The organism is Flavihumibacter cheonanensis (assembly GCF_022352215.1).
GTDB lineage: Bacteria > Bacteroidota > Bacteroidia > Chitinophagales > Chitinophagaceae > Flavihumibacter > Flavihumibacter cheonanensis.
In genome coordinates, this window is record NZ_JAKRWF010000001.1 from 434,372 (window position 1) to 460,073 (window position 25,702).

At 44.7% G+C, this 25,702-nt stretch carries 22 protein-coding genes; 13 read left to right on the forward strand and 9 right to left on the reverse strand.

From position 1 onward, the window contains the following. Position 1: 1 nt before the first annotated feature. Positions 2–3,685, reverse strand: coding sequence for a T9SS-dependent choice-of-anchor J family protein (locus MD536_RS01945; protein WP_239595170.1), 3,684 nt, complete (start codon positions 3,683–3,685; stop codon positions 2–4). A 94-nt stretch (positions 3,686–3,779) separates the two neighbouring features. Between MD536_RS01945 and MD536_RS01950 the strand changes: the two genes are divergently transcribed. After that, positions 3,780–5,042 (forward strand): NupC/NupG family nucleoside CNT transporter, encoded by a 1,263-nt coding sequence (locus MD536_RS01950; RefSeq protein ID WP_239595172.1) that lies wholly within the window; start codon positions 3,780–3,782, stop codon positions 5,040–5,042. 3 nt (positions 5,043–5,045) lie between these two features. Here the strand turns inward: MD536_RS01950 and MD536_RS01955 are convergent, their stop codons facing one another. From MD536_RS01955 to dnaE, 3 genes are all read right to left on the reverse strand, one after another. Then, positions 5,046–6,818: a carboxypeptidase-like regulatory domain-containing protein gene (locus tag MD536_RS01955; RefSeq protein ID WP_239595174.1), complete on the reverse strand. Its 1,773-nt coding sequence runs from the start codon at positions 6,816–6,818 to the stop codon at positions 5,046–5,048. 169 nt (positions 6,819–6,987) lie between these two features. Further along, the gene (gene trxA, locus MD536_RS01960) at positions 6,988–7,305 is read right to left on the reverse strand and encodes a thioredoxin (RefSeq protein WP_234865768.1); all 318 of its coding nucleotides are present in this window, start codon (positions 7,303–7,305) and stop codon (positions 6,988–6,990) included. Between the two features lie 101 nt (positions 7,306–7,406). Continuing rightward, positions 7,407–11,048, reverse strand: a complete 3,642-nt coding sequence (dnaE, locus tag MD536_RS01965) for a DNA polymerase III subunit alpha (protein ID WP_239595177.1) — start codon at positions 11,046–11,048, stop codon at positions 7,407–7,409. A gap of 85 nt (positions 11,049–11,133) precedes the next feature. On the opposite strand from dnaE, the gene MD536_RS01970 reads away from it, so the two are divergent. Beyond that, a complete protein-coding gene (locus tag MD536_RS01970) occupies positions 11,134–11,808 on the forward strand; it encodes a C40 family peptidase (RefSeq protein ID WP_239595178.1) in 675 nt (224 codons plus the stop codon). Here the strand turns inward: MD536_RS01970 and MD536_RS01975 are convergent, their stop codons facing one another. Beyond that, positions 11,809–13,470 (reverse strand): M1 family metallopeptidase, encoded by a 1,662-nt coding sequence (locus MD536_RS01975; protein ID WP_239595181.1) that lies wholly within the window; start codon positions 13,468–13,470, stop codon positions 11,809–11,811. A 41-nt stretch (positions 13,471–13,511) separates the two neighbouring features. Here MD536_RS01975 and MD536_RS01980 point away from each other — a divergent pair, with 41 nt between their 5' ends. Continuing rightward, positions 13,512–15,152, forward strand: coding sequence for an ABC transporter substrate-binding protein (locus tag MD536_RS01980; RefSeq protein ID WP_239595184.1), 1,641 nt, complete (start codon positions 13,512–13,514; stop codon positions 15,150–15,152). 47 nt (positions 15,153–15,199) lie between these two features. Further along, positions 15,200–15,964, forward strand: coding sequence for an acyl-CoA desaturase (locus MD536_RS01985; RefSeq protein ID WP_239595186.1), 765 nt, complete (start codon positions 15,200–15,202; stop codon positions 15,962–15,964). Positions 15,965–16,036: 72 nt separating this feature from the next. Here MD536_RS01985 and msrA read toward each other — a convergent pair whose 3' ends face one another. Further along, positions 16,037–16,720, reverse strand: a complete 684-nt coding sequence (gene msrA, locus MD536_RS01990) for a peptide-methionine (S)-S-oxide reductase MsrA (protein WP_239595190.1) — start codon at positions 16,718–16,720, stop codon at positions 16,037–16,039. A gap of 74 nt (positions 16,721–16,794) precedes the next feature. Further along, positions 16,795–17,250, reverse strand: coding sequence for a YqaE/Pmp3 family membrane protein (locus MD536_RS01995; protein ID WP_239595193.1), 456 nt, complete (start codon positions 17,248–17,250; stop codon positions 16,795–16,797). A gap of 60 nt (positions 17,251–17,310) precedes the next feature. On the opposite strand from MD536_RS01995, the gene prfB reads away from it, so the two are divergent. The 6 genes from prfB to MD536_RS02025 all read left to right on the forward strand — a co-directional run bounded on the left by prfB (position 17,311) and on the right by MD536_RS02025 (position 22,545). After that, a protein-coding gene (prfB, locus tag MD536_RS02000) for a peptide chain release factor 2 (RefSeq protein ID WP_369075795.1) occupies positions 17,311–18,409 on the forward strand; the annotation gives its coding sequence in 2 pieces (ribosomal slippage) (positions 17,311–17,361 and positions 17,363–18,409; 1,098 coding nt in all). 16 nt (positions 18,410–18,425) lie between these two features. Continuing rightward, a complete protein-coding gene (pruA, locus tag MD536_RS02005; protein WP_239595197.1) occupies positions 18,426–20,057 on the forward strand; it encodes an L-glutamate gamma-semialdehyde dehydrogenase in 1,632 nt (543 codons plus the stop codon). A gap of 92 nt (positions 20,058–20,149) precedes the next feature. Further along, entirely contained in the window at positions 20,150–20,671 is a 522-nt protein-coding gene (gene pyrR, locus MD536_RS02010; protein WP_239595201.1) for a bifunctional pyr operon transcriptional regulator/uracil phosphoribosyltransferase PyrR, read from the forward strand. Positions 20,672–20,690: 19 nt separating this feature from the next. Then, the gene (locus MD536_RS02015; RefSeq protein ID WP_239595203.1) at positions 20,691–21,629 is read left to right on the forward strand and encodes an aspartate carbamoyltransferase catalytic subunit; all 939 of its coding nucleotides are present in this window, start codon (positions 20,691–20,693) and stop codon (positions 21,627–21,629) included. A 5-nt stretch (positions 21,630–21,634) separates the two neighbouring features. Then, positions 21,635–22,108, forward strand: coding sequence for a pantetheine-phosphate adenylyltransferase (coaD, locus tag MD536_RS02020; protein ID WP_234865780.1), 474 nt, complete (start codon positions 21,635–21,637; stop codon positions 22,106–22,108). 2 nt (positions 22,109–22,110) lie between these two features. Then, on the forward strand, positions 22,111–22,545 hold the full coding sequence (locus MD536_RS02025) for a hotdog fold thioesterase (RefSeq protein ID WP_239595205.1): 435 nt from the start codon (positions 22,111–22,113) through the stop codon (positions 22,543–22,545). Here MD536_RS02025 and MD536_RS02030 read toward each other — a convergent pair. Further along, entirely contained in the window at positions 22,535–23,119 is a 585-nt protein-coding gene (locus tag MD536_RS02030; protein ID WP_239595208.1) for an NUDIX hydrolase, read from the reverse strand. The genes MD536_RS02025 and MD536_RS02030 overlap by 11 nt on opposite strands. Positions 23,120–23,241: 122 nt before the next feature. Here MD536_RS02030 and pyrE point away from each other — a divergent pair, with 122 nt between their 5' ends. Both pyrE and MD536_RS02040 read left to right on the forward strand, forming a co-directional pair. Next, positions 23,242–23,880: an orotate phosphoribosyltransferase gene (gene pyrE / locus MD536_RS02035; protein WP_239595210.1), complete on the forward strand. Its 639-nt coding sequence runs from the start codon at positions 23,242–23,244 to the stop codon at positions 23,878–23,880. A gap of 24 nt (positions 23,881–23,904) precedes the next feature. Continuing rightward, positions 23,905–24,270, forward strand: a complete 366-nt coding sequence (locus MD536_RS02040; RefSeq protein ID WP_239595212.1) for a heavy-metal-associated domain-containing protein — start codon at positions 23,905–23,907, stop codon at positions 24,268–24,270. A gap of 71 nt (positions 24,271–24,341) precedes the next feature. Here the strand turns inward: MD536_RS02040 and MD536_RS02045 are convergent, their stop codons facing one another. Beyond that, the gene (locus MD536_RS02045; RefSeq protein ID WP_239595214.1) at positions 24,342–24,815 is read right to left on the reverse strand and encodes an LEA/WHy family protein; all 474 of its coding nucleotides are present in this window, start codon (positions 24,813–24,815) and stop codon (positions 24,342–24,344) included. 280 nt (positions 24,816–25,095) lie between these two features. On the opposite strand from MD536_RS02045, the gene MD536_RS02050 reads away from it, so the two are divergent. After that, entirely contained in the window at positions 25,096–25,701 is a 606-nt protein-coding gene (locus MD536_RS02050; RefSeq protein WP_239595216.1) for a WbqC family protein, read from the forward strand. Position 25,702: the final 1 nt, after the last annotated feature.

A 25,702-nucleotide genomic window follows, 5' to 3' on the forward strand; every position in this document is an offset into this window, starting at 1 on the left:
CTTATCGGGTGGTCTTTATGATTTTCGTAGTTCGAGCTCTGTTCGTGTAGATCAATCGCACATAGTAGGTACCAGCTGCCTGCCTGCGGATATCTACCGGGATATAACTACTGGCATTCCCATTGTAGGAAGCGGACCAGATTATTTGTCCCGCTGTATTAACAACTTCAATGCGGCGAAGGTTCTCAAGATCCCGATAATGCCGCACCACCAATTGCCCGTCGGTAGGGTTCGGAACTACCAGGTACCCCTGCTCTTTTAAAATCGGTGGCAAAGTTACGCTATAGAGCTGGATGTTATCCAGGTAAAGATTGTTACCCTGCTGGTTGATATTCCTAAAAAATACCTGGAAAGGTTGATTCGAACTAACCAGGGTAGTCAAATCAATGGAATCTGTCCGCCAGTGACTGCGAAGGGATGGTACAAACTCTACTGTTCCGGGTGTATTGGGGTCAGTTACGGTTTGGAGTTCCTGGCCCCACTGGCTGACCAATAACACAGAATCCCGCCCACAGTTGGTCGTCAGCCAGATTTCAAGGGTATCTGTAGGCGCTCCGGCAGGTTTGGAGGACAAGTAGGCAAGTCCAAATTTCAGGAACAGCGAATCAAAGTTTCCCGAAAGCATAGGCGGTAAAAAAAGTTCATCCCTGTCTCCCGCAACCGGGTTGATATAATTCCTCATTAGGGCAGATCTCAATCCGGTAGTTGCAGGTCCGGCAGCCACCTGCCAGCCCGGAGTACCTTCCCTTCCTTTTACTGCCAGGTTGGGAGGTGGAAAATTACCCTGTTCAAAGCTTTCCGTAATTGGTAAACTGGTTGTTTCAAAAAGGAAAAAGTTGCTGATAAGGGTATCATTGGCTGGCAGCAGATCGGGTTGGTTATTGGGCTGGTCTGTATAAACCACAAAGCGATTGTTTCCATTTGCAAACCCAATAAAACTGCTGTCATAATTCAAACGGAAACTGGCTCCGGAGGGTATGTTGAGGCCGGTAATGGTTCTGCTGACCACGTTCTCCTGATTCAGTTGTAAGAAGATCCGGAAACTGTTGATGGGGGTCCGACCGCTGTTTACAAGTTCAATAACCGGACTAAATTGAGCTGAACAGAGCCGGTCTTCAGGTTGCAAAATGCTGCGTACCGAAAGATCACGCAAGGGCAAACTGAAAGGGGTCAACTGTATATCATCGAGGAATATGTTCTGGCCGAATTTATTAACGCTCACAAATGCAAAACGAACATTTCCGGCACCATTAAATCTACTAACAGGAATGCTTATACGATTATTTCTCCATTCTCCTGCTGCTGGTATCCAGTTCAGATCGCCGGTGGTTCCGGTGGTAGATGCCAATCCGGCTCCTCCTTCCCTCCAGATTAGTTCAGTGAAACTATTTCCGCAATCAAGGGAGGCCATCAGCATCAGGGTGTCTGCAAATTCGGCAGAGTTGGAATAGGGTTTATAAGCATGCGCAAAACGAACAATAACGGAATCTACATTATTGAGTTGCATAGCGGGTGCGATCAGGTAATCCAGATCACCCGGACTGTTATAATTGAACACATTCAGAAAGGCGGAAGCTGTGCCACTGTTGCTGGCAAGTGTAGAGCGTGCCCAGGTAATGCTACCGGTGTTTGGATTCAACACATTCCAGCGGGTTGGTGGGAAACCGGTCCCTTCAAATCCCTGCGTAATAGTTCCAGTAACCGGTGGCTGTAAAATAAAATCAACCGAAAGACTATCATTGAAACTACGCTCATCTGCCACACCGTTCGGCTGACTTACAAATACCTGGAGCCGGTAATTTCCTTCAGTACTAGCAGTAATGGGTAGTTGAAGATTTACAGTTTGGCCAAATGCCAGGTTTCCGTTGTAATTGATAAACTGAATCGCACCATTGTTGAGTCGCCAGTTAATACGTGCGCTGGTTAACGGGAGGTTTCCGCTGTTGGATAGCTGAATGGTTGCCTGTAAGCCAGTTGCAGTACAAAAAATCTGACCGTTTAAAGGAGCGTTGATCGCAGCAAGTTTGGCATCGTTGTTTTTATTCGGTGCCAGTTTGATGGCGGCAACTTTTGTTTTCCAGCCACCCTGGGAGCCGTACATGGAGGTGAGCCAGAAAATCGAATCTTCCACCGGATCGGGTGCAATCATGTTGTAATCGCCCCACCGTGATGAAAAGGTTCCATAACCGGATCCGGTTACGATGGATGTTTCATCCGCCGGCAGGGTACCGGGTGCATCATTCTGATTTCTTCCGGTTACCCGGATAGAGGGCCAGAGTGTACTGGAAGAAGCATTGTAGACGGCTGCAATTTGTCCCAACGCATTAATGTTCATCGATGGATAAAAACGATGTGTGGCATCAGGAGAATAAGTGCCCTCCTGGTGGAGGGTCCAGCTTGATCCGGATCGCCTGAGTTCATGCCAGCGAATACCTGCCACACCCGGACTACCGGCGTTTACCGTATGATACATCAAGATGGATTCGTGTGTAGGGAACCGCCGGTAAATGGGTTTGTCCATCACAAAATTGGTAGTGGCCATCAGGCGATTGTTATTGCCAGGGGTGGTAATACAAGCCTGGAAATATCCGCCATCCTCGCAAATGGTGGTATTAAAGGGGGCAGTTAAAATAGAGCCTGCATTCGTTAACCGGCTGTTTGCTACGTTGTTGAAATCTACCTGAAAGGATAGCAGGCCAATACTGTCGACATCTGATTGGGTAGTACGGGCATCATCATTCCGGTAAGCAAATAAACCAGGGCTACCGGCATCCGGCATTTCTGCGCCAAATGCATTCACAGGCGCAATGCCATCGTATTTATTCACATCTGCCAGGCGAACCCGTTGCATCTGGATATTGGTTTCACCATTCAACATCTGGGTTTTGTTGAATGCAAATAGGGAGTTCCCTGCAAAGGTGTTCTCGGGCAAGCTGAAATCCCGTGAGGTTGCATACCAGGCATCTGGCCAAACCGAAATCTTGGGGTAATCCGGAAAGAAACTGGCGTCGGTAAATTTGAAAATATTCCAGGCACCCAGCGGGTCGGGGGTTTGAGAAACATAAAAAATCAGGGTGTTGATATCGCCGCTTCCAACGGGGGTGCCGAATTCCATCATCACAAAACGGTTGGCGTACTGATCGTACAAACAAATGCCATCACCCGCTCCGCTGTATCCTGAGCCCTGAGTAAGGTTATCCAGGTATACCGGCTCTGTCAGTTGTGCCCCTGCTTTATTAAACACCTGAAAATAGGCACCCGAGGGACCGTTCACCATCTGGATAATATGGTTGGGACCAACACAAAGTGTCGGATCAGCCGGAGTAAGTTCTGCGGCTGACATTCCTTCACTATTTACACTGATTTCCGGCGATAATATGATGGAGGAGGAGAGCGGTCTGGGTTGCATTCCGGGTTTCCCGAATCGCAAAGGATCTTCCTTGAGATAGAGCGCGGTAGGATCTTTTGGAGGTCGGGGACCTTTGCGTTTACCCCGGTTCCAAAGTAGGCCATGCCGGTCACGAACAATCGTATTTTGCTTACCGGGAGGGATGACCAGGTTGCGAATGGTAGGTGTGTTTCCAATCTTCTGGCCCATGCCCGATCGGATCACGGGTTGCTGCGCCTGAAGGGAAGCAAATAAACCCTGAATACAACAAATGATAATAAATAAATTCTTGAGCATGAACAGCTTTTCCCTTGGCCGAAACACAAATATAACTTCCAGGAGCCAAGGATGGAAAAAACATATATCTTGCTGCTACTAAAAACAGCTGTTCATGCATCGATTCCAGGGTCTCATTGGTATCGTTCTCATTTTAGGGATCGCTTATTTATTCTCCAACAACAAAAAGAAGATCAATTTACGGGTGGTGGGCAGCGGAATTGCCTTGCAATTGCTGATTGCTATCCTGGTACTGAAAGTACCGGCTGTAACGCGATTTTTTCAAATGCTGGGGAAAGGCATGGAAAAGATTGAAATATTTGCCAGGCAGGGAGCATCCTTCGTATATGGCGGCATTGCAACCTATCAACCCAATGGCACAGTGGGAAATTATGTGGCAGGCGGATTTGTTTTTGCCTTTAATGTAACGGCCACGATCATCCTGGTTTGTGCACTGGTAGCCGTTTTTTATCATTTTGGGATCATGCAGCGTATTGTGGCAGTAATCGCCAAAGCCATGAATTTTGTGATGCGGGTAAGTGGTGCGGAAGCATTGAGTAATGTGGCTTCTGCATTTGTTGGACAGGTAGAGGCACAGGTAATGATCCGCCCTTATTTACAAACCATGACCCGAAGTGAACTGCTGGCCAGTATGAGTGGAAGCCTGGCCTGTATTGCGGGTGGGATTCTGGTTGTTTATGCCAATATGGGAGCCCAGGCCGGATTAGATCTTGCTCCCAAATTGATTATGGCAAGCCTGATGGCTGCTCCCGGCGCACTGGTAATTTCTAAAATTGTATTCCCCGAAACCGAAGAAAGCCAGACCATGGGCAGGGTTAAACTGGAAGTTAAAAGCCATTATACCAATGTGGTAGATGCTATTTCACATGGTGCAGGCGATGGATTCAAAATTGCCATGAATGTAATTGCCATGCTGATCGGTTTTATTGCCGTGATTGCCTGTATCGATTGGGTACTGATCAAAATCGGACATATTTTCAACCCGGAATTTGAACTCAGCCTTAATTATATTTTCGGAAAGATTTTCTATCCTTTCGCATGGGCCATGGGAGTACCCCTGGATGATGTTGACAATGTGGCCACCTTACTGGGACAAAAACTTACCATCAATGAGTTCGTGGCCTTTCAGAACCTGACCAACCAATCTGTACCAGTAGTATCTGATAAAGGGTTGCTTATTGTAAGTATTGCAATTTGTGGCTTTGCTAATTTCAGTTCGGTTGGTATGCAAATTGGCGGAATCGGTGAAATTGCTCCGGGAAGAAGAAGTGATCTCGCCAGGCTGGGATTAAAAGCCCTGCTGTGCGGAACCCTGGCCTCTTACCTGAGTGCTACCATTGCCGGTATCCTGATGTAAACCTTACTGGTTACGGATTACTTTAAACCGAAAGTTAAAGGGTAGGGTACGATTGCTGCTCAAGTCACGCATATTCCCGTTTGCAGTTCCTTCAATGTATTCTCCAACTTTTCCGAACTGGGTGATTTTTACCAGCCAGGTACCTGAACTGGTAAGCTGTGTTTTATTCTGGCTGAACTTTAATGTAGTTACCGGGTATTCGCCGGGATTTTCATTCCCTGAAAAACTCAGGCTGAAAGCAACAGTTGTTGGGTCATTTGCTTTGTAACAATTGATCACATAGGTTTTTTCACTATTGCCTTTAGCCTGAACCAATGAATCTGTTGGAGCTTGCAACAGATAATTGGTACCATTCAGCGTATAGCTGATATACTGCATGTTTCTTTTATTACAGGTGCTCAGTAATCCGAGATCAACAGATCCGGTGGAAACTTCCATCATGACTGAATTACTTTCCTGGTTACCCTCTTCATCTACTGCCGTTATCTTCGCATAGGTATTGGTGTTATAGCAGCGAATCAGATTCAATTGGAAATTACCGTTGTTTATACTGGCTTTGTATTGCTGACCATCAATTACCACATTCACCCAGCCCTTGTAAACCGGAGCCGCTTTGCAATTTTGTACTTTTCCTGATAGTACCAGGTTGTTTCTGCCTGTGGCACCGGCCTTGATGGTGCCAATCCAGTTGTTGGAAGATCCGGTATTGATTTGCTGTTTTGCCAACACTTCATCACAGGAATTTATGATACGGATTTCCATTGCCTGGTTGCTCGGTGCATTCATTAACAGATCCCCTTTATTGTTCGTGTGCACAGGGCTGCCAAGCAGTTGTTTTCCATCCGCCGTATACAATTGAATACGGGCAAATGAAAAAGCTTCACCGCTTATATCGGTAACTGTAGCTTTAAGTGGGGCAGCTGGAAGAGCTGTACCTACTGCCCATGTTGAAAAATGGGGAACCTGGGCGATATAAAAATTTCCATTGCGGTGAGCTTTCCCTTCTTCTTTCCACTCAGTGCTGATGGGATCATAGGACCAGAGAGAGAGTGCTCCCGGCACATTCATCTGTTTTGTAGCTGGAATGGGAAAACGAACAGTAGCCGACTTACCTGATTTCAATTGAAGTTGCTGACCTGCGTCACCGGTTAATTCGGTAACCACGGCACTAATAAATTGGATAGATACTGCCTTGTTTTGTAAGTCTCTGCCCTTGGACCCGGGAATTACTCCATAAAAGCCTGGTTCATCTGCATCTTTACTGAACGCATTTACTTGTACAGTTCCTGCATACTGCTGACCATTGGCTGCCTCTGCCATAGCATCCGGACCAAACTCAATCCCTGACCCCGATGGCAAGGTATAGGATCCACCACTGGCTGCTGCAAAACGTATTCCGCTGTTCAAGGGCTCCAACTGCATCCGTACATAATGTTCTGTTTCAGGCATCACCTCAAACCCCTTGTACTCGCGGAAAAAGCCGTTTACTGAAACCTCTACCAATCCGCTGTTGGGCTTTACCTGGATGGACGAAAACCGATAATTTCCATTGATATCCGTTGTCGTTACATGATTTCCGGAACGTACCACTGCGCCAGCTACCGGGGCAGCCTGCTGATCCGTAATCCTCCCCTGAAGGGATATAGTAACCAGTTCCGTTTCTGTGGATTTGCCTACAGGCGGGAGATCAGCCTGTAGATCGGGCTTTGTACAGGCATTTAACAGGATAGCACTAAACAGTACCATCCAGCCTTTACGGATGATTGGATTTGACATAGGGTATGAATCTTAATCTAGAACGACGTTCAAACGGCAAATAGTATGCCGTAGACGGCGGTTCAGCGCCATTCGTCGAATAAATTCTGCCAGGATTGACCCGGATCAATAAAAGATAAGAGGTCCCCCTTATGGAAGACCTCTTATTATTCTTTGTATCTGAATTTTATCAGATATGAGCTTCGATTTTCTTTACGAAATTGGACTTTGGTTGAGCTCCAACCAGCTTGTCAACTACCTGGCCATTCTTCACAAACAGGATGGCAGGAATGGAAGTAATGCCATAATTAATGGAAAGCTGCGGGTTGTTGTCCACATTTACTTTTCCGATCTTAACCTTGCCATCGTACTCTTTGGAAAGTTCTTCGATAACCGGACCAATAGCGCGGCAGGGGCCGCACCATTCTGCCCAAAAGTCAATAACACTTAATTTATCAGACTCCAGTACTTCAGTCTGGAAATTGGAATCGGTGAATTCTAAAGCCATGATTCTGTATTTTATGATGTTTATTTGATAACTCTTTAAACGCAAAAATAGTTCCGTTGGTTGAAAGGGGCTGTTATGACATAGCCAATTGTTAAGTACTGTTAAGTAGTGTCAATTTTTACCTCGATTTCCGGCCTGCCCTGAATCCAAACCGCCAATTCGTCATTCATATTGAGACCAGGCCCCATGCTGTACAAACTTGTTAACCGCTGGTTCTTAACATCCATCAAATTGATTCTCAGCGAAGTGCTTCCGCCTTTATATTTGACCAGGTTCCCTTCGAGGAAACTGATCATTTCCTCTGTGATATGCCTGGGTTCTACAAAGAGCGTTACCTGCTTGGTCATACCATGTTTGATGGATTCCAAAAGGCTGATCCGCTCTACTTTAAATTCATATTTATCGGAATTGAATCGGTTTTTAAAGGACCCTACTACAAAAATAATCTTACCTTTTTCGAGATAATCCTTGAATCGCATGTAATCATCGCCCCATAACATGATCTCCGTTTTGCCGGAATAATCTTCTACACTCAAAGATCCAAAGCTTCTACCGGTACGGGTTTGCCGGTGTTGACCGTCCAGTACCAGACCTGCCAGGCGGTATTGCTTACCACTTGCCTGTAGGGTAGTGCTTTCGAGCACTTCCAGGAATTCCGAAATCGGTATAATGCCGTAATGTTTCATCTCGAACCGGAAATTATCCAGGGGATGTCCACTCATGAAAATGCCCGTTACTTCTTTTTCCTTTTCCAGCCGGTCAGTTAAAGACCAGGGATCACAGGCCGGGATTTTTGGAGCAGGTATATCAAGTACTGCCGGCAAATCTCCGAAAAGGGTGTTAGTAGTACCCTGCGACTGTGCCTGGTAGATATTCCCGTATTTGATGATCTTTTCGAGGCCCGTGCTGGTATCGCCCTGCGGGATAAAAAAATACTGGGCCCGGTGCAGTTCGGGGAAACAATCAAACGCACCTGCATAGGCCAGACTTTCCAATGTTTTTTTGTTTACTGAACGCTGGTTGATGCGTTTGATCATGTCGAAGATCGAAGTGTATGGACCGGCCTGCGCTCTTTCACTGATAATGCTATCCACGGCTGCTTCTCCAACGCCTTTCAATCCACCCAGGCCAAATCGAATGGCACCTTCCTTATTCACTGCGAATCCCTTTTTCGATTCGTTGATGTCGGGCCCCAATACTTCCAATCCCATGCGCTTACACTCTTCCATAAAGAAGGTGATTTTTTCAATACTGCCGGCGTTATTGAGTACGGCCGCCATGTATTCAGAGGGGTAATGGGCTTTCAGGTAAGCGGTCTGATAAGCCACAAATGCATAACAGGTGGAATGCGATTTATTAAACGCATATTGAGCAAATGCTTCCCAGTCGGTCCAAATCTTTTCCAGTTTGTCTTTCGGATGCCCTTTTTTCATGGCTCCGTCAACAAACTGGGCTTTCATTTTGTCCAGTACCGCCTTTTGTTTTTTACCCATCGCTTTCCGAAGAACATCTGCATCTCCCTTACTGAATCCGGCGAGGCTCTGAGCCAGCAACATTACCTGTTCCTGGTAAACGGTGATACCATAGGTTTCCTGCAGGTATTCGGCCATTTCCGGGAGATCATAAGCAATTTCTTCCCGGCCATGTTTCCTGTCGATGAAATTCGGGATATAGGCCAGGGGACCCGGTCGATAAAGAGCGTTCATTGCAATGAGGTCGGCAAACTGGTCGGGTTTGAGGTCGCGGAGGTATTTCTGCATACCCGGACTTTCAAACTGAAACGTACCAATCGTGTCTGCCCGCTGATAAAGTTCAAACGTGGCTTTATCGTCTAATGGAATATCATCGATCACAATATCCACCCCATGATTCTCTTTGATCATGGCGAGGGCATTTTTGATAATGGTCAGAGTTTTCAACCCCAGGAAGTCCATCTTGATAACACCTGCATCCTCAATGATGCTGCCTTCAATCTGGGTTACCAGGAGATCAGAGTCTTTGGCGGTACAAACCGGGATGATGTTCATCAAATCATCCGGTGCGATGATGATACCTGCTGCATGCAAACCCGTATTCCGGACAGATCCTTCCAGGCGTTCCGCTTCTTGTAATACATGTGCTCTTAAATCAGATCCGCTGTAAATTGCACGAAGCTGGCGCACATTCTCCATGTCTTCTGGTGCCAACTGTTCTTTTGCTTCCAGTGATTTTTCTCCGTCTTTTTCTGTGAGCGGAGCTTTCAGTACCCGACCCAGTTCGATGCCCGGTTTTTCTGGCACCAGTTTGGCCAGGGCATTCGATTCCGAAAGTGGCAGATCCAAAACGCGGGCTACGTCTTTGATACTCATTTTGGCGGCCATGGTACCATAGGTAACGATTTGCGCCACCTGGTTTTTGCCATATTTCTGAACCACGTAGTCAATCACTTTCTGGCGGCCATCATCATCGAAATCGGTATCGATATCGGGCATGCTCTTACGATCCGGGTTCAGGAAACGTTCGAACAGCAGGTTGTATTTGATGGGGTCAATATTTGTGATCCCAATACAATAGGCAACCGCACTACCGGCTGCTGAACCACGCCCTGGTCCTACAAATACGCCGAGATCTCTTCCAGCACGGATGAAATCACTCACGATCAGGAAGTAGCCGGCAAACCCCATGGTCTTGATAGTGAACAATTCAAAGTCGAGCCGTTCCTGGATGTCTGGTGTGATATCTGTGTATCGCATCTTTGCACCTTCATATGTCAGGTGACGGAGGTACTCCCACTGGTTGAGGTTGGAATCTGCGTGAACCTGAAATTCTTTTGGAATCGGAAAGGCGGGTAGCAGGATATCTTTTTTAAGGTTCAGCAATTCAACCCGGTCAACGATCAAATTTGTATTGTCAATCGCTTCCGGAATATCGCTGAAAAGTGCCGACATTTCTTCCGTACTCTTAAAGTAGAACTGATCATTGGGAAATTTAAAGCGACGGTTCTTTACTGCTGCATCATCGTTCACAAAGTCATCAAAGCCAGGCGTGCTCTGCTTTTCGCCTGTATTGATGCAAAGCAGGATATCATGCGCATTGGCATCGTCCTTATCTGTGTAGTGGCTATCGTTGGTTGCGATAACCGGAACATTGTATTTTTTTGCAAACTTCAGGAGTATCTGGTTGATCTGCTCCTGTTCCTTCATATTATGGCGCTGCAGTTCGATGAAATAATCTTCACCAAACATATCGAGCCACCATTTGAATTCTTTTTCTGCCGCTTCTTCTGATTCGTGCAAAATGGTTTGAGGTACATAGGCGCCAATACAACAGGTGGTAGCGATCAGTCCTTCGTGATACTTCTCAATAAGTTCCTTATCGATGCGGGGATACTTGGAATACATGCCTTCCGTATATCCGAGAGAAGTTAGTTTGATCAGGTTCTGATAGCCCATTGCGTTTTTGGCCAGCAATACCTGGTGATACCGTTCGTCTTTTTGTTCTTTGGTAAAGGTTTTGCGATGACGGTCCTTCACTACATAGAACTCACATCCCACTACAGGTTTTACAAGCGGTTTGCCATCCTCTCCCTTATGTTTATAGGCCTCGGACACAAATTCAAAAGCACCGAACATATTGCCGTGATCGGTAATGGCAATAGCGGGCATATTGTTCTTGATCGCTTTTTTATAAAGAGACTGGATATTGGCCGCACCATCGAGCAGGGAATATTGGGTATGGCAATGAAGATGTGAAAACCTGGACATAGTACTGCAAGTAACAAATTTTTACCACCCGCCCGTAAAATACTAATTCGTTATTTTTGCACAGTTGTTTTTAAAATTGATATCCTTGAGTAAAATTGTTTATATAATCAGCGCTGCATTTCTAATGGCAAGCTGTGGTGCTACGAAGTCTTCGCAAAGCAGTGGCGCATCGCCAACTATAAAGCGAACCAAACCCAGTGTTCCCGGAGATCCTCGCTTTATTGATGGAATCTCAATGACGCCTGGCGAAGAAGGCCCTTCTGATCCCAATCATCCCAATACCGGCTGGTTCGGATCACCGGCTGAATCAAAGGCTGCTGGTGTATACGGAAACATTGAAAACAGTACAGAATTGCATTTTAAATATGCTGTGTTGTTGGATCAACCGGTGGAATACCTGACTAATTTATCCCTATTGCAATTTATAGAAGACTGGTATGGAACCCGTTACAGGTTTGGTGGCAACACTAAACAGGGTGTGGACTGTTCCGGATTTACCTGTAACCTGTCCAATTCCGTTTTTGGTAAAACCCTTCCGCGTACTGCCCGTGAACAATATGAAGCGGCACAAAAGATTCCGGTTGAGTATCTGCAGGAAGGTGACCTGGTTTTCTTTAATACAAGGGGAGGGGTTTCTCATGTAGGTATTTACCTGGCCAATAACAAGTTCGTTCATGCATCCACATCCAATGGGGTAATCATCAGTGATCTGAATGAAGAATATTACCGCAAACGATTTATAGGTGCAGGGAGACTTTGATCAGGGAATTTGTTTTACAGTGATATAAAAATTGGAATCCGGCAATAGTCCGGATTTTATTTTTCCAGGATGTTTTTTCCATCCGGTGCCCGGATGAATCCAATGCTGTTTTTCATTGAACACCACTTTTATGGGCATGTCAAAACCAGCCACGCAGTTGGTCCAGCGATAGGAGAGGTGTCCTTTATGGATTTTGTATTCCAGTACCGGTATTTGGATGGTACGCAGATACTGATCGAAAATTTTATTAAAATCTTTGCCTGCAAAGCGATTAATATAAGCTTCAATTTCAGCGGAGGTCGTAGTCTGATGGTAATAGGTTTTATTCAGGCTCCGCAACAGTTGCCTGAATTTTTCATCATCACCCATGATCTGACGGATGGTATGAATTACACTGGATCCCTTTGAATACATATCACCGCTGCCTTCTTTGTTTACTCCGTACGGACCAATAATCGGAATATCGTTATCTATGTTTTTTCTGCTGCCAATCTGGTATTCATTTCCTGCCTGCACATTATTCTGACATTGTGTGAACAGGGTTTCACTGTAATTGGTAAAACCTTCATGGACCCACATGTCGGCAATGTCTTTGGTGGTGATATTGTTGCCAAACCATTCGTGCCCGGTTTCATGAATGATGATGAAATCCCATTTCAATCCCCAACCGGTGCCGGAGAGATCATTGCCCAGGTAGCCATTTTTATATTGGTTTCCGTAAGCAACTGCACTTTGGTGTTCCATGCCAAGGTGGGGTGATTCCACCAGCTTGTAGCCATCTTCATAAAAAGGATAAGGGCCAAACCAGTGTTCAAAACACTGAAGCATGGGTTTCACCTGCTGAAACTGTTTTTTGGCTTTTTCCAGGTTTTCTTCCAGTACCCAGTAGTCGCAGTCCAGTTTTCCTTTTTCACCATCAAAGGTTTCCGAAAAATGGGCGTATTTGCCAATGTAAGGAATGATATTGTAGTTATTGATCGGGTTTTTGACTTCCCAGGTGTAGACTGTCCGACCACTATCCAGGCCCGATTGGTTGATCAGCCGGCCATTTCCAACCGCGGTTAATCCCTCTGGTGCAACAATTCGCAATTCTGCACCAAGCTCCGGTTCATCACTCTGGTGATCTTTGCATGGGTACCATACCGAGGCGCCCAGCCCCTGGCAGGCCACACTCATCCAGGGATTTCCGGACTTATCCTTTCTCCAGATCCAGCCTCCATCCCAGGGTGGACGAATGGCTTCAGTGGGTTTGCCGGAGAAATGTACCACAATTGTCTGTTGGCTTCTTTCCGGAAATCCACCTGGAATGTTCACAAAAAAGTGATTCCCATCCCGGGTATAGGTAAATTGTCGGCCATTTGATTCGATGCGATCAATCTGCATGGGTTGTTGCAAATCCAGTTGCATCAGGTCATGATTTTTTACTACCTCTATATTGAGTTGCGTATACCCTTTGATGGTTTTAGCTGCATAGTTGGGTTCCACGTAAATCGTATATTTTTTCACATCCCACCAGGTACGATTTTCGTTTAAGCTTCCCCGTAAGCTGTCCTGGCGTGAGATGGCCTTGTTACCAGATAAAGGTTGTGCAAAAAGGAAAGTTGAATTGGTAAGAGATACCGTCAAAAGAAGAAAAAATATACGCTTTAACGTAAGTTGCATAGTGAACCGAATTTTCAATAAATATACTCGCTTCAATCCGGATGCGCACATATAGGAATTACCGTTTATGTATTTGGATCTTCCTGCTAAGCCTGTGTTGCTGGTCATGTAGTTCCAGGGATGCTGGCGATGCCGGTTATTTTTGTTACAATGAATCAACCGGGATAGCTAGCCTGGATCCTGCATTTGCCAAAAACCAGAGTATCATGTGGGCGGCGCACCAATTATACAACACACTGGTGGAAGTGGACAGCAACCTGCAAATCAAACCTTCATTGGCAACCCGGTGGGAGATCAGTGAAGATGGGATGGTGTATCGGTTTTTTCTAAGGCCCGATGTTGTTTTTCACGATGATCCCTGTTTTCCGGGAGGTAAAGGCAGGAGGATGCTGGCATCAGATGTGGTGTATAGCCTGAAGCGGATTATGAACCCGGCAACAGCCAGCAGCGGAGCCTGGATATTTAATGACCGGGTTAAAGAGAAAGATGGTTTTGTAGCTATAAATGATACGGTGCTGGAAGTGCATTTGATTGCTCCATTTCCACCGATACTTGGCATACTAAGTATGCAGTATTGTTCGGTATTGCCAAAAGAGGCTGTTGATTTTTATGGCCCTGATTTCAGGTCTCATCCGGTTGGAACCGGGCCGTTTCAGTTTGTTGCACTGGAAGAAGGACAGGCACTTATAATGAAACGAAATCCATCCTATTTTGAAACGGATGAGAATGGCAGACAGTTACCCTACCTGCGTGGAATCAAAATCAGTTTTAGTGACAGCAAAGCAACTGAGTTTTTATTGTTTCGCCAGGGCAAACTTCATTTTGTGAATGATATTGATGCTTCCTTTAAAGATGAGATACTGACAAAATCAGGAGGCTTGCGAAAAAACTGGGAAGGGAAAATTACACTGAATAAACATGCATATCTGAATATAGAATACTTAGGTATACTGGTGGATAGTAATAATGCGCTCGTTAAAACTTCTCCTCTTCGAAGCAGAGCTATCCGACAGGCGCTGAACTATGGTTTCGACCGTCGTAAACTGATGCTCTACCTGAGAAACTCTATTGGGATTGCAGCTGAATCCGGGTTTGTACCGGCAGGACTACCTTCTTTTGATTCACTGGAAGTGCGGGGGTATCGATTTGATCCGATTAAAGCGCGAAAACTTTTAGAGGATGCCGGATTTCCGGAAGGAAAAGGATTACCTGAAATAAGATTACTAACCGTTCCTATTTACAGTGAACTGGCAAGTTATATTGTACGTGAATGGCAGGAACTTGGCATACCAGTTAAAGTGGAAGTTGTACAAAAAAGTTTTCTGTTGGAACAGACAGCTCAATCACAGGCGCTGTTTTTCAGGGGCAGCTGGATTGCTGATTATCCGGATGCTGAAAATTACCTCAGTGTTTTTTATGGAAAAAATCCTGCACCACCAAATTATACGCGTTACCATAATCCAGCTTTTGACCAGCTGTATGAAAAATCATTAACAGAAACGAACGATAGTTTGCGTTTTGAACTTTACCGGCAAATGGATCGGATGATTCTTGAAGATGCCCCTGTGGTGCCGCTTTGGTACGATGAGGTGATTCATCTTGTTCAACCTTTTGTTAAAAATTTCGAGCCAAACTCACTCAATTTACTGGAACTTAGAAGAGTGGAAATTAACGATAACTGATTTCAAATTAGTGTATCTTTGACCTTCAATATTTTCAATATTCAGAGATGACGGTTATTTTAATTTTCTTTTTTTCTCATTGGTTTTTGTCCCTGTTCTTTCACACATTCTTCCTGCATCGTTTCGCTTCCCATCAGATGTATACTACCAGTAAAGGCTGGGAACGCATGTTTTACCTGATGACATGGTTTACCCAGGGATCTTCCTACCTGGTTCCACGTGCATATGGTGTAATGCATCGCATGCATCATGCCTTCAGTGATACAGAAAAAGATCCGCACAGTCCGCACTTCTTTAAAGATGTATGGGGCATGATGATGCATACCCGGAACATTTACAACAGTTTTGTAACTCGTACAAATATGCCGGATGCGGAGTTTACCAGTTCCTATCTGCCGGTTTGGGAAAAACTGGATCGTTTTGCGGATCATTGGCTAACCCGTTTAAGCTTTGGAGTAGCGTATACATTGATCTATGTGTATTTCGCACCCAGCTATTGGTGGTTCCTGTTGTTGCCGATCCATTACCTGATGGGACCCGTACAGGGCGCTATAGTTAACTGGTGTGGTCACAAGTATGGTTATGCGAATTACAAAAATGGAGACCACTCAAAAAATTCAGAACCCTGGGGTATCTTTTTACTGGGAGAACTGTTTCAGAACAATCACCATAAGGATGGGGAGAATCCCAACTTTGCCCGCAAATGGTTTGAACTGGATCCTACTTTCTATGTGATGCGGTTTATGAATTTTGTTGGCATTATCAAAATGAAGCCGGCTGTTCTGAAACAGGGGCCACATCATCATCATTAATTGAATTTTCAATGCATAAAAAAAGCCGGATACTTTTAATGTGTCCGGCTTTTTTATATACAGTAAAACTGCTTATCTGTTCTTCGTTTGTGCCTGCGTGTTACGTTTTAATTTATCCTTGAATACCTTTTCGAATTTTTCCAGTTTGGGACGGATTACAAAATAACAATAGGGTTGTGAACCGTTATTCAGATAATAATTCTGGTGATAATCTTCGGCCACATAAAAAGCTTTGAACGGAGCTATTTCGGTTACGATTGGTTTATCCCAGGCACCACTTTTTTCTAATTGCTCTTTGTAATAAAGTGCTTTCTTTTTCTGCTCATCGTTGTGGTAGAAAATGGCACTCCGGTACTGTGGTCCAACGTCATTTCCCTGCTTATTCAGGGTAGTTGGATCATGGGTTTGCCAGAATACTTCCAGCAATTCATCAAAACTGATCATGGAGGGGTCAAACACCACCTGGATTACTTCTGCATGGCCGGTATTCTTTTCTGAAACCTGCTCGTAAGTAGGGTTGGCTACATGTCCGCCAGAATAACCGGAAGATACTTTCAGTACTCCCTGTAATTGCTGGAATACAGCTTCCACACACCAGAAACAACCGGCGCCAAGGGTAGCGGTGTCAGTTACCTGCTGGTAACCAGCATACACTACATCATTGCTCATAGACCTGTTCGGGTTTTCTTTCTGCGCACAACTGCTGCTTAGCAGCAGGTAGCAGGACAGTAAGGAAAACGTTGTAAAAAGTTTCAAATGCGACATTTTAGTTCAACACTATTGCACCTGCAAGTTACAACCACAAGTGCTGTTGGGGTATGGATAAAACGTTAAATTACCTCAAAGACAACCAGGAGGGCTAATCCTGCTGCAAGCAGCCAAAAGAATGGCAGGGCGGAAAATACGATAAGTCCGGTTGCCAGCAGGGCGATACTTGCCCAGAAAGGCCAACCAAGGGTTCTTTCTTTCAGGTATATAGCAAGTGGTGGTACAAGAATACCCAGAATGATTAGCAGAACCTGGCTGGCATCAGCCTCATCTGCCAGGCCACGCCGGAGATCTTTTTTGTATTCACGCAAAACCGATTTGGCCGCTTTGAAACGTGCTTTGCGTTCTTTACGGTCAAGTGTTCTGAAAGCGTCCAGCTCTTTTTTAAAATCAGGGACTGAAGATGTTGCGGCCGGTTCATTGGGTTCCGAAAGGGAGGGATGGGCTGCCAAAAGGGGTTGTACGAATAGAGTGGTCATGCTGGTTAAAAGCACAATAACAGCTGATTTCCAATACATAAAACAGAATTGATGGTATGAAAATAGGACTTTTAGCATATACTCTTATCTTTGCGCGCTATGACACAGGAACAATTGAAATCATTACGGGAACGGGTTACTGTTCTAAGGAGGTTTCTTTGACGTCGCTAATCGCGAAGCAAAGATCCAGCAGGATAAACAACTAACCCTGGCTCCTGGTTTTTGGGATGATAACCAGCGGGCCACTGCCATTTTAAAAGAAATCAAAGTTCACGAATACTGGTTCGAACTGTTTCATTCTGTTGAAACTGCGGTAGAAGATTTTGCCGTTTTGTTCGAATTCTGGAAAGCCGGTGAGGCTTCGGAAGAAGAAGCTCGTGAAGCCTACGACAAAGCGCTTGATAATATTGAAGAGGCAGAATTTAAGAGTACGCTTAATCAGCCCGAGGACGAACTTCCAGCGGTGGTTCAGATTAACAGTGGAGCCGGCGGAACCGAAAGCCAGGACTGGGCCCAGATCCTTTCCCGTATGTACCGGATGTATGGTGAAAAGCAGGGGTGGACAGTTACTGAACTTGACTGGCAGGATGGAGACGGTGCCGGCATTAAAAGTGCCACTTTCCAATTTGACGGTCCATTCGCATATGGTTTTCTAAAAGGAGAAAGCGGCGTTCATCGCCTGGTTCGGATATCACCGTTTGATTCCAATGCACGCCGTCATACTTCTTTTGCCTCGGTATTTGTTTACCCGCTGGTTGATGATACCATTGAAATTGAAGTAAAAGACAGTGAAGTGAAAATGGAAACTGCCCGTAGTGGTGGTGCCGGTGGGCAGAACGTAAACAAGGTGGAAACCAAAGTAATGTTGACGCACCTCCCAACTGGAATTGTAGTAATCTGTCAAACGGAGAGAACCCAGTTAGGTAACCGGGAGAAAGCCATGCAGATGCTGAAAAGCCGTTTGTATGAAGAAGAATTGAGAAGGAGAGAAGAAGCCAAAAATTCCACCAATGCCAGCAAGAAAAAAATTGAATGGGGCAGCCAGATAAGGAGTTATGTATTCCATCCATATAAAATGATTAAAGATCACCGGACTGATTTTGAAGTAGGTAACGTGCAGCCCGTGATGGACGGGGAACTGGATGGATTCATTAAAGCTTACCTGATGAGTCAGAAAGAAGAAGAACCTGCCAGCTAACACAAAAACACATACTATGAGTATTGGAACGTTTTCTTATCCATTACCCGTGAACGAGCCCGTATTAAATTATGCGCCCGGTTCACCGGAAAAGCTTCGCCAGAAAAAAGTGCTGGAGGAGCTCAAGAAAAAAGAAGCAGATATTCCCATGTATATTGGCGGAAGAGCGGTTCGTACCGGTAACAAGGTGGCGATCCATCCTCCACATGAAAGAGGGCACGTGCTTGGCTATTTCCACCAGGGAGATAAAAAGCATGTACAGCAGGCCATTGATGCAGCACTCAAAGCGAAAGCTTCCTGGGAATCGATGAGTTGGGAAAACCGTGCTGCTATCTTTTTGAAAGCGGCCGATCTGATTGCTACCAAATACCGTCCCTACCTGAATGGTACTACCATGCTGGGACAAAGTAAAAATATTTACCAGGCAGAGATTGACAGTGCCTGCGAGATCATCGATTTTCTGCGCTTCAATGTTCATTTTTTGAGTGAGATATACAAACAGCAGCCTATCAGTTCTCCGGGTACACATAACCGTTTGGAATGGCGCCCCCTGGAAGGATTTGTACTGGCGATTACTCCATTTAACTTTACAGCTATTGGTGGTAACCTGCCAACATCTGCTGCGATGTGCGGAAATACAGTGGTTTGGAAGCCAGCTAACACGCAGGTGTATTCTGCGCAGATGTTCATGAAAATTCTGATGGAAGCTGGTTTGCCGGATGGAGTCATCAATCTGATTTATGTTGATGGACCAACACTTGGAGAAGTGTGTTTTCAACACCGCGATTTTGCAGGCGTACATTTCACCGGATCCACTGGTGTATTTAATCAGATATGGACAACTGTTGGAGCCAATATCAATAAGTATAGAACCTATCCGCGAATCGTTGGTGAAACAGGTGGTAAAGATTTTGTACTGGCGCATCGTTCTGCGGATCCGGATGTGGTCGCAACTGCCCTGGCAAGAGGGGCTTTTGAATTCCAGGGACAAAAATGTTCGGCAGCTTCAAGAGCTTACCTGCCTTCCAATATGGCGGATGCTGTAAAGCGTAAACTGATTGCGCAGATTGAAAGCATGAAAATGGGTAGTGTCGAAGATTTCAGCAATTTCATAAATGCCGTAATTGACGAGAAGAGCTATGATAAGCTGAAAAAATATATAGATAATGCGAAGAAAGACCGGAAAGCAAAAATTCTGGTGGGTGGCAATTGCGATAAACGCAAAGGATTTTTTATTGAGCCAACCGTTATAGAAGTGCGTGATCCGAAATATATAACCATGTGTGAAGAACTGTTTGGACCTGTTCTTACCATATATACATATGATGCGGATCAGTTTGAGAAGGCGTTGACTCTTGTGGATACAACATCCGATTATGCATTAACTGGTTCTATTATTGCGCAGGACAGAGCAGCTGTTGAATTGGCGGTGAACCGGTTGAGAAATGCTGCAGGTAATTTTTATATCAATGATAAACCAACCGGCGCAGTTGTGGGGCAACAACCTTTTGGTGGTGCACGCTCCAGTGGAACGAATGATAAAGCCGGTTCCATGCTAAACCTCTATCGTTGGTTAAGTGCAAGAACTATCAAGGAGACCTTTAATCCTCCTACAGATTATCGGTATCCTTTTTTACAAGAGAGTTGATTTCTCAATTATTAATTTGATCCGGCTGCTGTTACAGGCAGCCGGTTTTTTTTAACGGTGTTGAAGCCTTATTTTAGCGTAAAATTGAGCGAGTGAAAACCATACTCAGCGAAGATCAGATCATTTTAACGGTGAAAAGACTGAGTCATCAGATTTTGGAGAACTGTCAGGATTTGAGCAAAACCTGTATCATCGGGATCCAGCCGAGGGGTAAATGGTTGAGCGACCGGATCATTCGGGAAATCCGGTTGATATCGCCGGCTTCATCAGTTTCATACGGAATCCTGGATATAACCTTTTACCGGGATGATGTGCGCAATGAGTTGCGCCTCGCCAATGAAACAGATATTCCTTTTTCCATTGAAGATAAACAGGTGATCCTGGTGGATGACGTATTGTATACTGGTCGCACGATCCGTGCCGCCCTGGATGCACTCCTGGATTTCGGTCGCCCGGCCAAAGTGGAACTCTGCGTTTTGATTGATCGGAGGTTTAGTCGCGAGTTGCCCATCCAGCCCGATTATGTAGGCAAATCCATAGACTCCATCATTACTGAAAGGGTGAAAGTTGGCTGGAAGGAAAATGAAGGAAAGGATGAAGTGGTATTACTCTAACAATTAACTTTGCACCCTAATGCAACTAAGTACAAAACATCTGCTGGGCATTAGAGAGCTGGTTCCACGGGACATTCAATTGATTTTAGATACGGCAACCCAATTCAAGGAAGTTTTACAGCGACCGATTAAAAAAGTACCCTCGTTGCGCGATGTAACGATTGTTAATCTTTTTTACGAAAACTCCACGCGGACAAGAATTTCATTCGAGTTGGCCGAGAAACGCCTGAGCGCGGATACCATTAATTTTTCTGCGAGTGGTTCTTCGGTATCCAAGGGGGAGACCCTGCTGGATACAGTGAACAATATCCTGAGCATGAAAGTGGATATGGTAGTGATGCGACACAGCGCGAGCGGTGCACCGCATTTCCTCGCCAAACATATTCCTGCTGCTATTGTGAATGCAGGGGATGGTATCAACGAACATCCGACACAGGCATTGCTGGATGCTTTTTCCATTCGGGAAAAACTGGGGACCCTCGAGGGTAAAAAAATTGCCATCATCGGTGATATTATGCATTCCAGAGTGGCCCTCAGTAATTTATACCTTTTGAAAAAAATGGGTGCGGAAGTAATGGTTGCCGGTCCGCCCACCCTGATCCCCACCTATTTGAAAGAAGCCTTTGATGTACGGGTGGAATATAACCTGCAGAAAGCACTGGAATGGTGCGATGTTGCCAATGTATTGCGCATCCAGTTAGAGCGGCAGAACCAGGTATTGTTCAGTTCACTTCGGGAATACAACCTCGCTTATGGCGTAAAAAAATCATTGTTGGACCGTTTGGATAAAGAGATAATCGTTATGCATCCCGGACCGATAAACAGAGGCGTTGAACTGGACAGCGATGTAGCAGACAGTAAACAATCCATCATTCTGCAACAGGTAGAAAATGGAGTAGCCGTTCGGATGGCTGTACTTTACCTGCTCGCGGGAAGGGGAGAATCACAAAATAATTAATCAACATGAAGATCTGCCTCTTTCCCGGAACATTTGATCCCATAACACTGGGTCATGTGGATATTGTAACGAGAGCCTTGCCGTTATTTGATAAAATCATCATTGGTGTGGGCCTGAATGCTGCCAAAGCGCCGATGTTTTCAGCGGAGCAAAGACTATTGTGGATTAAAGAGATTTTCAAACATGAACCGAAGGTCGAAGGGGCCTCTTATGAGGGCCTGACCGTAAAGTTTTGCCAGGAGATCGGGGCCAACTTTATATTAAGAGGTATACGATATGTAAGCGATTTTGAATATGAAAAAACTATCGCTGACGCGAACCGTACCCTGGATAAAAATATTGAAACCATTTTTCTGACGGGAGAACCTAAATATACATCGGTAGCTTCTACGATTGTGCGGGATATCATCCGTAACAACGGCGATGCCTCTCCCTTTATACCAGCTGCAGTATTTAACAGTTTACAACAAAACAGTTGAGCATGCCTGTTATATGGTTTAAACCTGAACTGCGCCTTGCTGATTTGTTGCCGCTTGGCCAGGGTACGATGGGTGAACACCTGGGTATTGAGTGGATGGAGCTTGGTGAAGACTTTATCAAAGCGCGGATGCCTGTTGACCATCGAACCAAACAGCCTTATGGTTTGCTTCATGGCGGTGCCTCTGTTGCACTGGCGGAAACCCTGGGCAGTGTAGGTGCTGCATTATCAGTTGATCCTTCCCGTTATATAGCAGTCGGAATGGAAATCAATGCGAATCATATACGATCCGTACGCGATGGATTTGTAGTTGGTACAACCCGTCCGGTTCACAGGGGTTCAACAACACAGGTATGGGAAATCCGGATTGAAGACGAGCGAGGTAAGTTGGTCTGCATCAGTCGACTTACAGTTGCCATCCGGAAAATCACGGGTTAAGTTTTTCAAGCACATCCAGGATGGAAGGGAAACTGTTTGCTTTGATCTTTTCCCACTGATCAGTGGCCAGCCAGTTGATTTCGGTGATCTGTTCTTCCTGTTGCGGGATAAGTTGCTGTGCTCCCCCTGCCTTCATTTCATACCAATAGGATTCTTTCAATATATGTTTGCCACTTTCATGGTAGGTATGATAGGTGGTAAGCAAATGGCGAATCAGGTGGGGCGATTTTATGCCGGTTTCCTCTTCTACTTCCCTGACAGCGCATTCCTCAATGGTTTCTCCATCGTCTAATTTTCCTTTGGGCAAATCCCATTTACCCCGACGAAAAATAAAGAGCAACTCCTTCTGATCGTTCCAAACGGCACCCCCTCCGGCTTTTAGTACGGTAAATTTTTTCCAGAATGTATGTTGGAGGGAAGCAAGGTCGGAGTGCAGCAGGATACCTGCCTGAAATTTCGACAATTCAATTTCATGAATCAGGGATCTTATCGCCGGGTTACTGTTTTCTTCGAGAAAAATAACATCATCCCGGTGCAACAGGGGCTCCAGCTCAGCGCTTATCGAATCACACAAAAAAACAGGTTTATTCCCGAAATAGATTTTGATGTACATAACTTTACAGGTCAGGCAGGTTTAGCTCGTCCAAATATAATCAGATCATTGAACCAAGCCTGACTGACACCTAAATAGTTGACATGAAATCAAATGAAAAGGCGATAGCCGAGAAATTGTTACAGACAAATGCCGTTCGATTGAGTCCGGAGCAGCCCTTTACCTGGGCAAGCGGTTGGAAAAGCCCGATTTACTGCGATAACAGGAAGGTATTGTCATTTCCTTATATCCGGGATTTTATCAAGTCTGAAATGTGCAACCTGATATTCGAACGTTATCCGGATGCGGATATGCTGGCAGGCGTGGCAACAGCAGGGATTGCCTGGGGAGCGATGGCAGCAGATCAATTGAAGCTACCTTATATCTATGTTCGTCCCAAGCCGAAAGAACACGGGCTGGGAAACCAGATTGAGGGGGCTTATGAACCCGGACAAAAAGTTGTGGTAATTGAAGACCTGATTTCTACCGGTAAGAGTAGTTTGCAGGTTGTGGATGTGTTGAAAGCAGCCGGACTGGAAGTGCAGGGGATGGTTTCTATTTTCACTTATGGATTTCCGGTAGCTGATGAAGCGTTTGCAAAGGCGGGTGTTCCTTTTCAATCGCTCACAAATTATAATCAACTGATCAGCCTGGCACTGGAAAAGGGAATGTTTGACCGGCAGTTAGAGCCGATACTGTTAAAATGGAGAGAAGATCCCGCAAACTGGACAGGAGTTTTGTAAATTAGTACAATTAAAAAATCGCATATGAAAAAACTATCCGTATTGCTGATATTCCTTTTTGGTATTTCAGCCGGGCTTCTGGCTCAGTCCAAAAAAGCGATCCAGACTGTAACTATCAAAACCCCTAGCGTGCAGTGTGAAAGCTGCAAAAAGAAAATTGAATCCTTCCTGGCAAGGGAAGAGGGAGTTGAAAAATCAGTAGTGGATTTTAAACGCAAGACTACCAAAGTCACTTTTTATACGGATCGCACCAATATCGAGAACATCAAAACAGCGATTGCAAATGCCGGGTATGATGCCGATGATGTGACCGCAAATGAGGAGTCTTATCAAAAATTACCCAAGTGCTGTAAGAAACCTGAAGATGGTGGTGGTATGAAAAAACAGTAGATAGAATTGATTTTAATATGTCCGGTTCCATTTGGAACCGGATTTTTTTTGCCTCACCGGTCGGGTGGGAATTACCATTCGATTTTTTGTTTGCCCTGGTAGTTGACCGGAATATTCATAAAGAAGCCGGATCGTCCCATCCGGATGGTGCCATTCACTTTTACATCCAGTTCATCATTCATTAGCAAACTCATGGCATTACCAAGCAACTGCTTCATATTAACCTTCATTTGGACAGGTACATAAAAAGTATCCTTTTTCGGAATCCGGATCAAGGTGTCCAAAACGGTATTGCCAACTGGCCGGTCATTTATGGCAATTGCAAGGTCAGCTCTCCGAAACTGCAATTCATAATTATTAGGATTGAAGTATTTCAAATCTGCCGAAACGACAGTTTCCTTCATTCCAATTCTTCCCAAACTAAAATTTTCCAATGCCTGATATTCCGGGATCTCGGGTTGCCTGCATGCTGTAATACTTAGAAAGGAGAGAAGCAGAAAAGCTATCAGAGGCGATTTAACGCCGGTTTTTATTGTTGGTAACATTTATCAGCAAAATAGGGGATTTGCCGTTTATGCGCAAATTCAATTGAATGAATTAACCTATCTTTATTACCAAAAATATTGGTATCAAACCAATCTAATTACAAATTAAACAAAGGTAGTAAGCGCTATTATTATTAGCTTAAAATAAAATTATTAAATAATTGGTTTACAGTTAATTGTAAGAAATGTTTCATTATTATAAAAGGTTATAAATAATTATATAACTTGGATCGCATCAAAAAAATATGAAAATTTACAATTGTATTATTAATTTTTCAATATGAGTTCATTAAAGATTGATTTACAATATTTTGCAAACGTTAACTGGTATAAAAAAGTTTATAATTATAAATATGTATATTTATCATCATGTGATATGCATACTAAAATGAGTTTTCGTAACCGTACTATGATTGCGGGAGCCACCGGACCACTCCGTTTATCTGTTCCGATTGTTGATGGAAGGAATGAACGACAATTTTATAAGGAGGTAAAAACGGTGGATGGAAGATGGAGGATGGAACATTTCAGGGCGATTGTTTCCTGTTATAATCGTTCGCCCTGGTTTGAATACTATCGAGACGAAATGGCAGAGTTATTTCAGCGCCCCTTTGAGTACCTGTTCGATTGGAATTTGCATTGCCATGAGTGGGTAGTAAAAAAGTTGGGCTTAGGTAATTCCTTTTTAATCACGAACGGGGATGAGATAATCGCGGGTGATTATGTAACTGCGGTTAATGAATTCGCACCCGGTGCACAATCCAGCCAGGTTAAAACACCTGTTTACACGCAGGTATTCCAGGAAAAAACCGGCTTTATTGCCGGTTTATCCATACTTGATCTGTTATTTTGTGAAGGGCCTTCGGCTGCTGAATGGTTAAAGTAGT

Excerpts from the sequence above, each read along its gene's own strand:
- MD536_RS01980 (WP_239595184.1), top strand. The coding sequence starts at position 13,512 with ATGCGCACATATAGGAATTACCGTTTATGTATTTGGATCTTCCTGCTA.
- MD536_RS01955 (WP_239595174.1), bottom strand. The coding sequence starts at position 6,818 with ATGTCAAATCCAATCATCCGTAAAGGCTGGATGGTACTGTTTAGTGCT.
- MD536_RS02045 (WP_239595214.1), bottom strand. The coding sequence starts at position 24,815 with ATGTTACCAACAATAAAAACCGGCGTTAAATCGCCTCTGATAGCTTTT.
- MD536_RS02050 (WP_239595216.1), top strand. The coding sequence starts at position 25,096 with ATGAGTTCATTAAAGATTGATTTACAATATTTTGCAAACGTTAACTGG.
- coaD (WP_234865780.1), top strand. The coding sequence starts at position 21,635 with ATGAAGATCTGCCTCTTTCCCGGAACATTTGATCCCATAACACTGGGT.
- MD536_RS01950 (WP_239595172.1), top strand. The coding sequence starts at position 3,780 with ATGCATCGATTCCAGGGTCTCATTGGTATCGTTCTCATTTTAGGGATC.
- pruA (WP_239595197.1), top strand. The coding sequence starts at position 18,426 with ATGAGTATTGGAACGTTTTCTTATCCATTACCCGTGAACGAGCCCGTA.
- MD536_RS02025 (WP_239595205.1), top strand. The coding sequence starts at position 22,111 with ATGCCTGTTATATGGTTTAAACCTGAACTGCGCCTTGCTGATTTGTTG.
- pyrE (WP_239595210.1), top strand. The coding sequence starts at position 23,242 with ATGAAATCAAATGAAAAGGCGATAGCCGAGAAATTGTTACAGACAAAT.
- MD536_RS02040 (WP_239595212.1), top strand. The coding sequence starts at position 23,905 with ATGAAAAAACTATCCGTATTGCTGATATTCCTTTTTGGTATTTCAGCC.
- MD536_RS01945 (WP_239595170.1), bottom strand. The coding sequence starts at position 3,685 with ATGCTCAAGAATTTATTTATTATCATTTGTTGTATTCAGGGTTTATTT.
- MD536_RS01975 (WP_239595181.1), bottom strand. The coding sequence starts at position 13,470 with ATGCAACTTACGTTAAAGCGTATATTTTTTCTTCTTTTGACGGTATCT.
- dnaE (WP_239595177.1), bottom strand. The coding sequence starts at position 11,048 with ATGTCCAGGTTTTCACATCTTCATTGCCATACCCAATATTCCCTGCTC.
- MD536_RS02015 (WP_239595203.1), top strand. The coding sequence starts at position 20,691 with ATGCAACTAAGTACAAAACATCTGCTGGGCATTAGAGAGCTGGTTCCA.
- MD536_RS01985 (WP_239595186.1), top strand. The coding sequence starts at position 15,200 with ATGACGGTTATTTTAATTTTCTTTTTTTCTCATTGGTTTTTGTCCCTG.
- trxA (WP_234865768.1), bottom strand. The coding sequence starts at position 7,305 with ATGGCTTTAGAATTCACCGATTCCAATTTCCAGACTGAAGTACTGGAG.
- MD536_RS01995 (WP_239595193.1), bottom strand. The coding sequence starts at position 17,250 with ATGTATTGGAAATCAGCTGTTATTGTGCTTTTAACCAGCATGACCACT.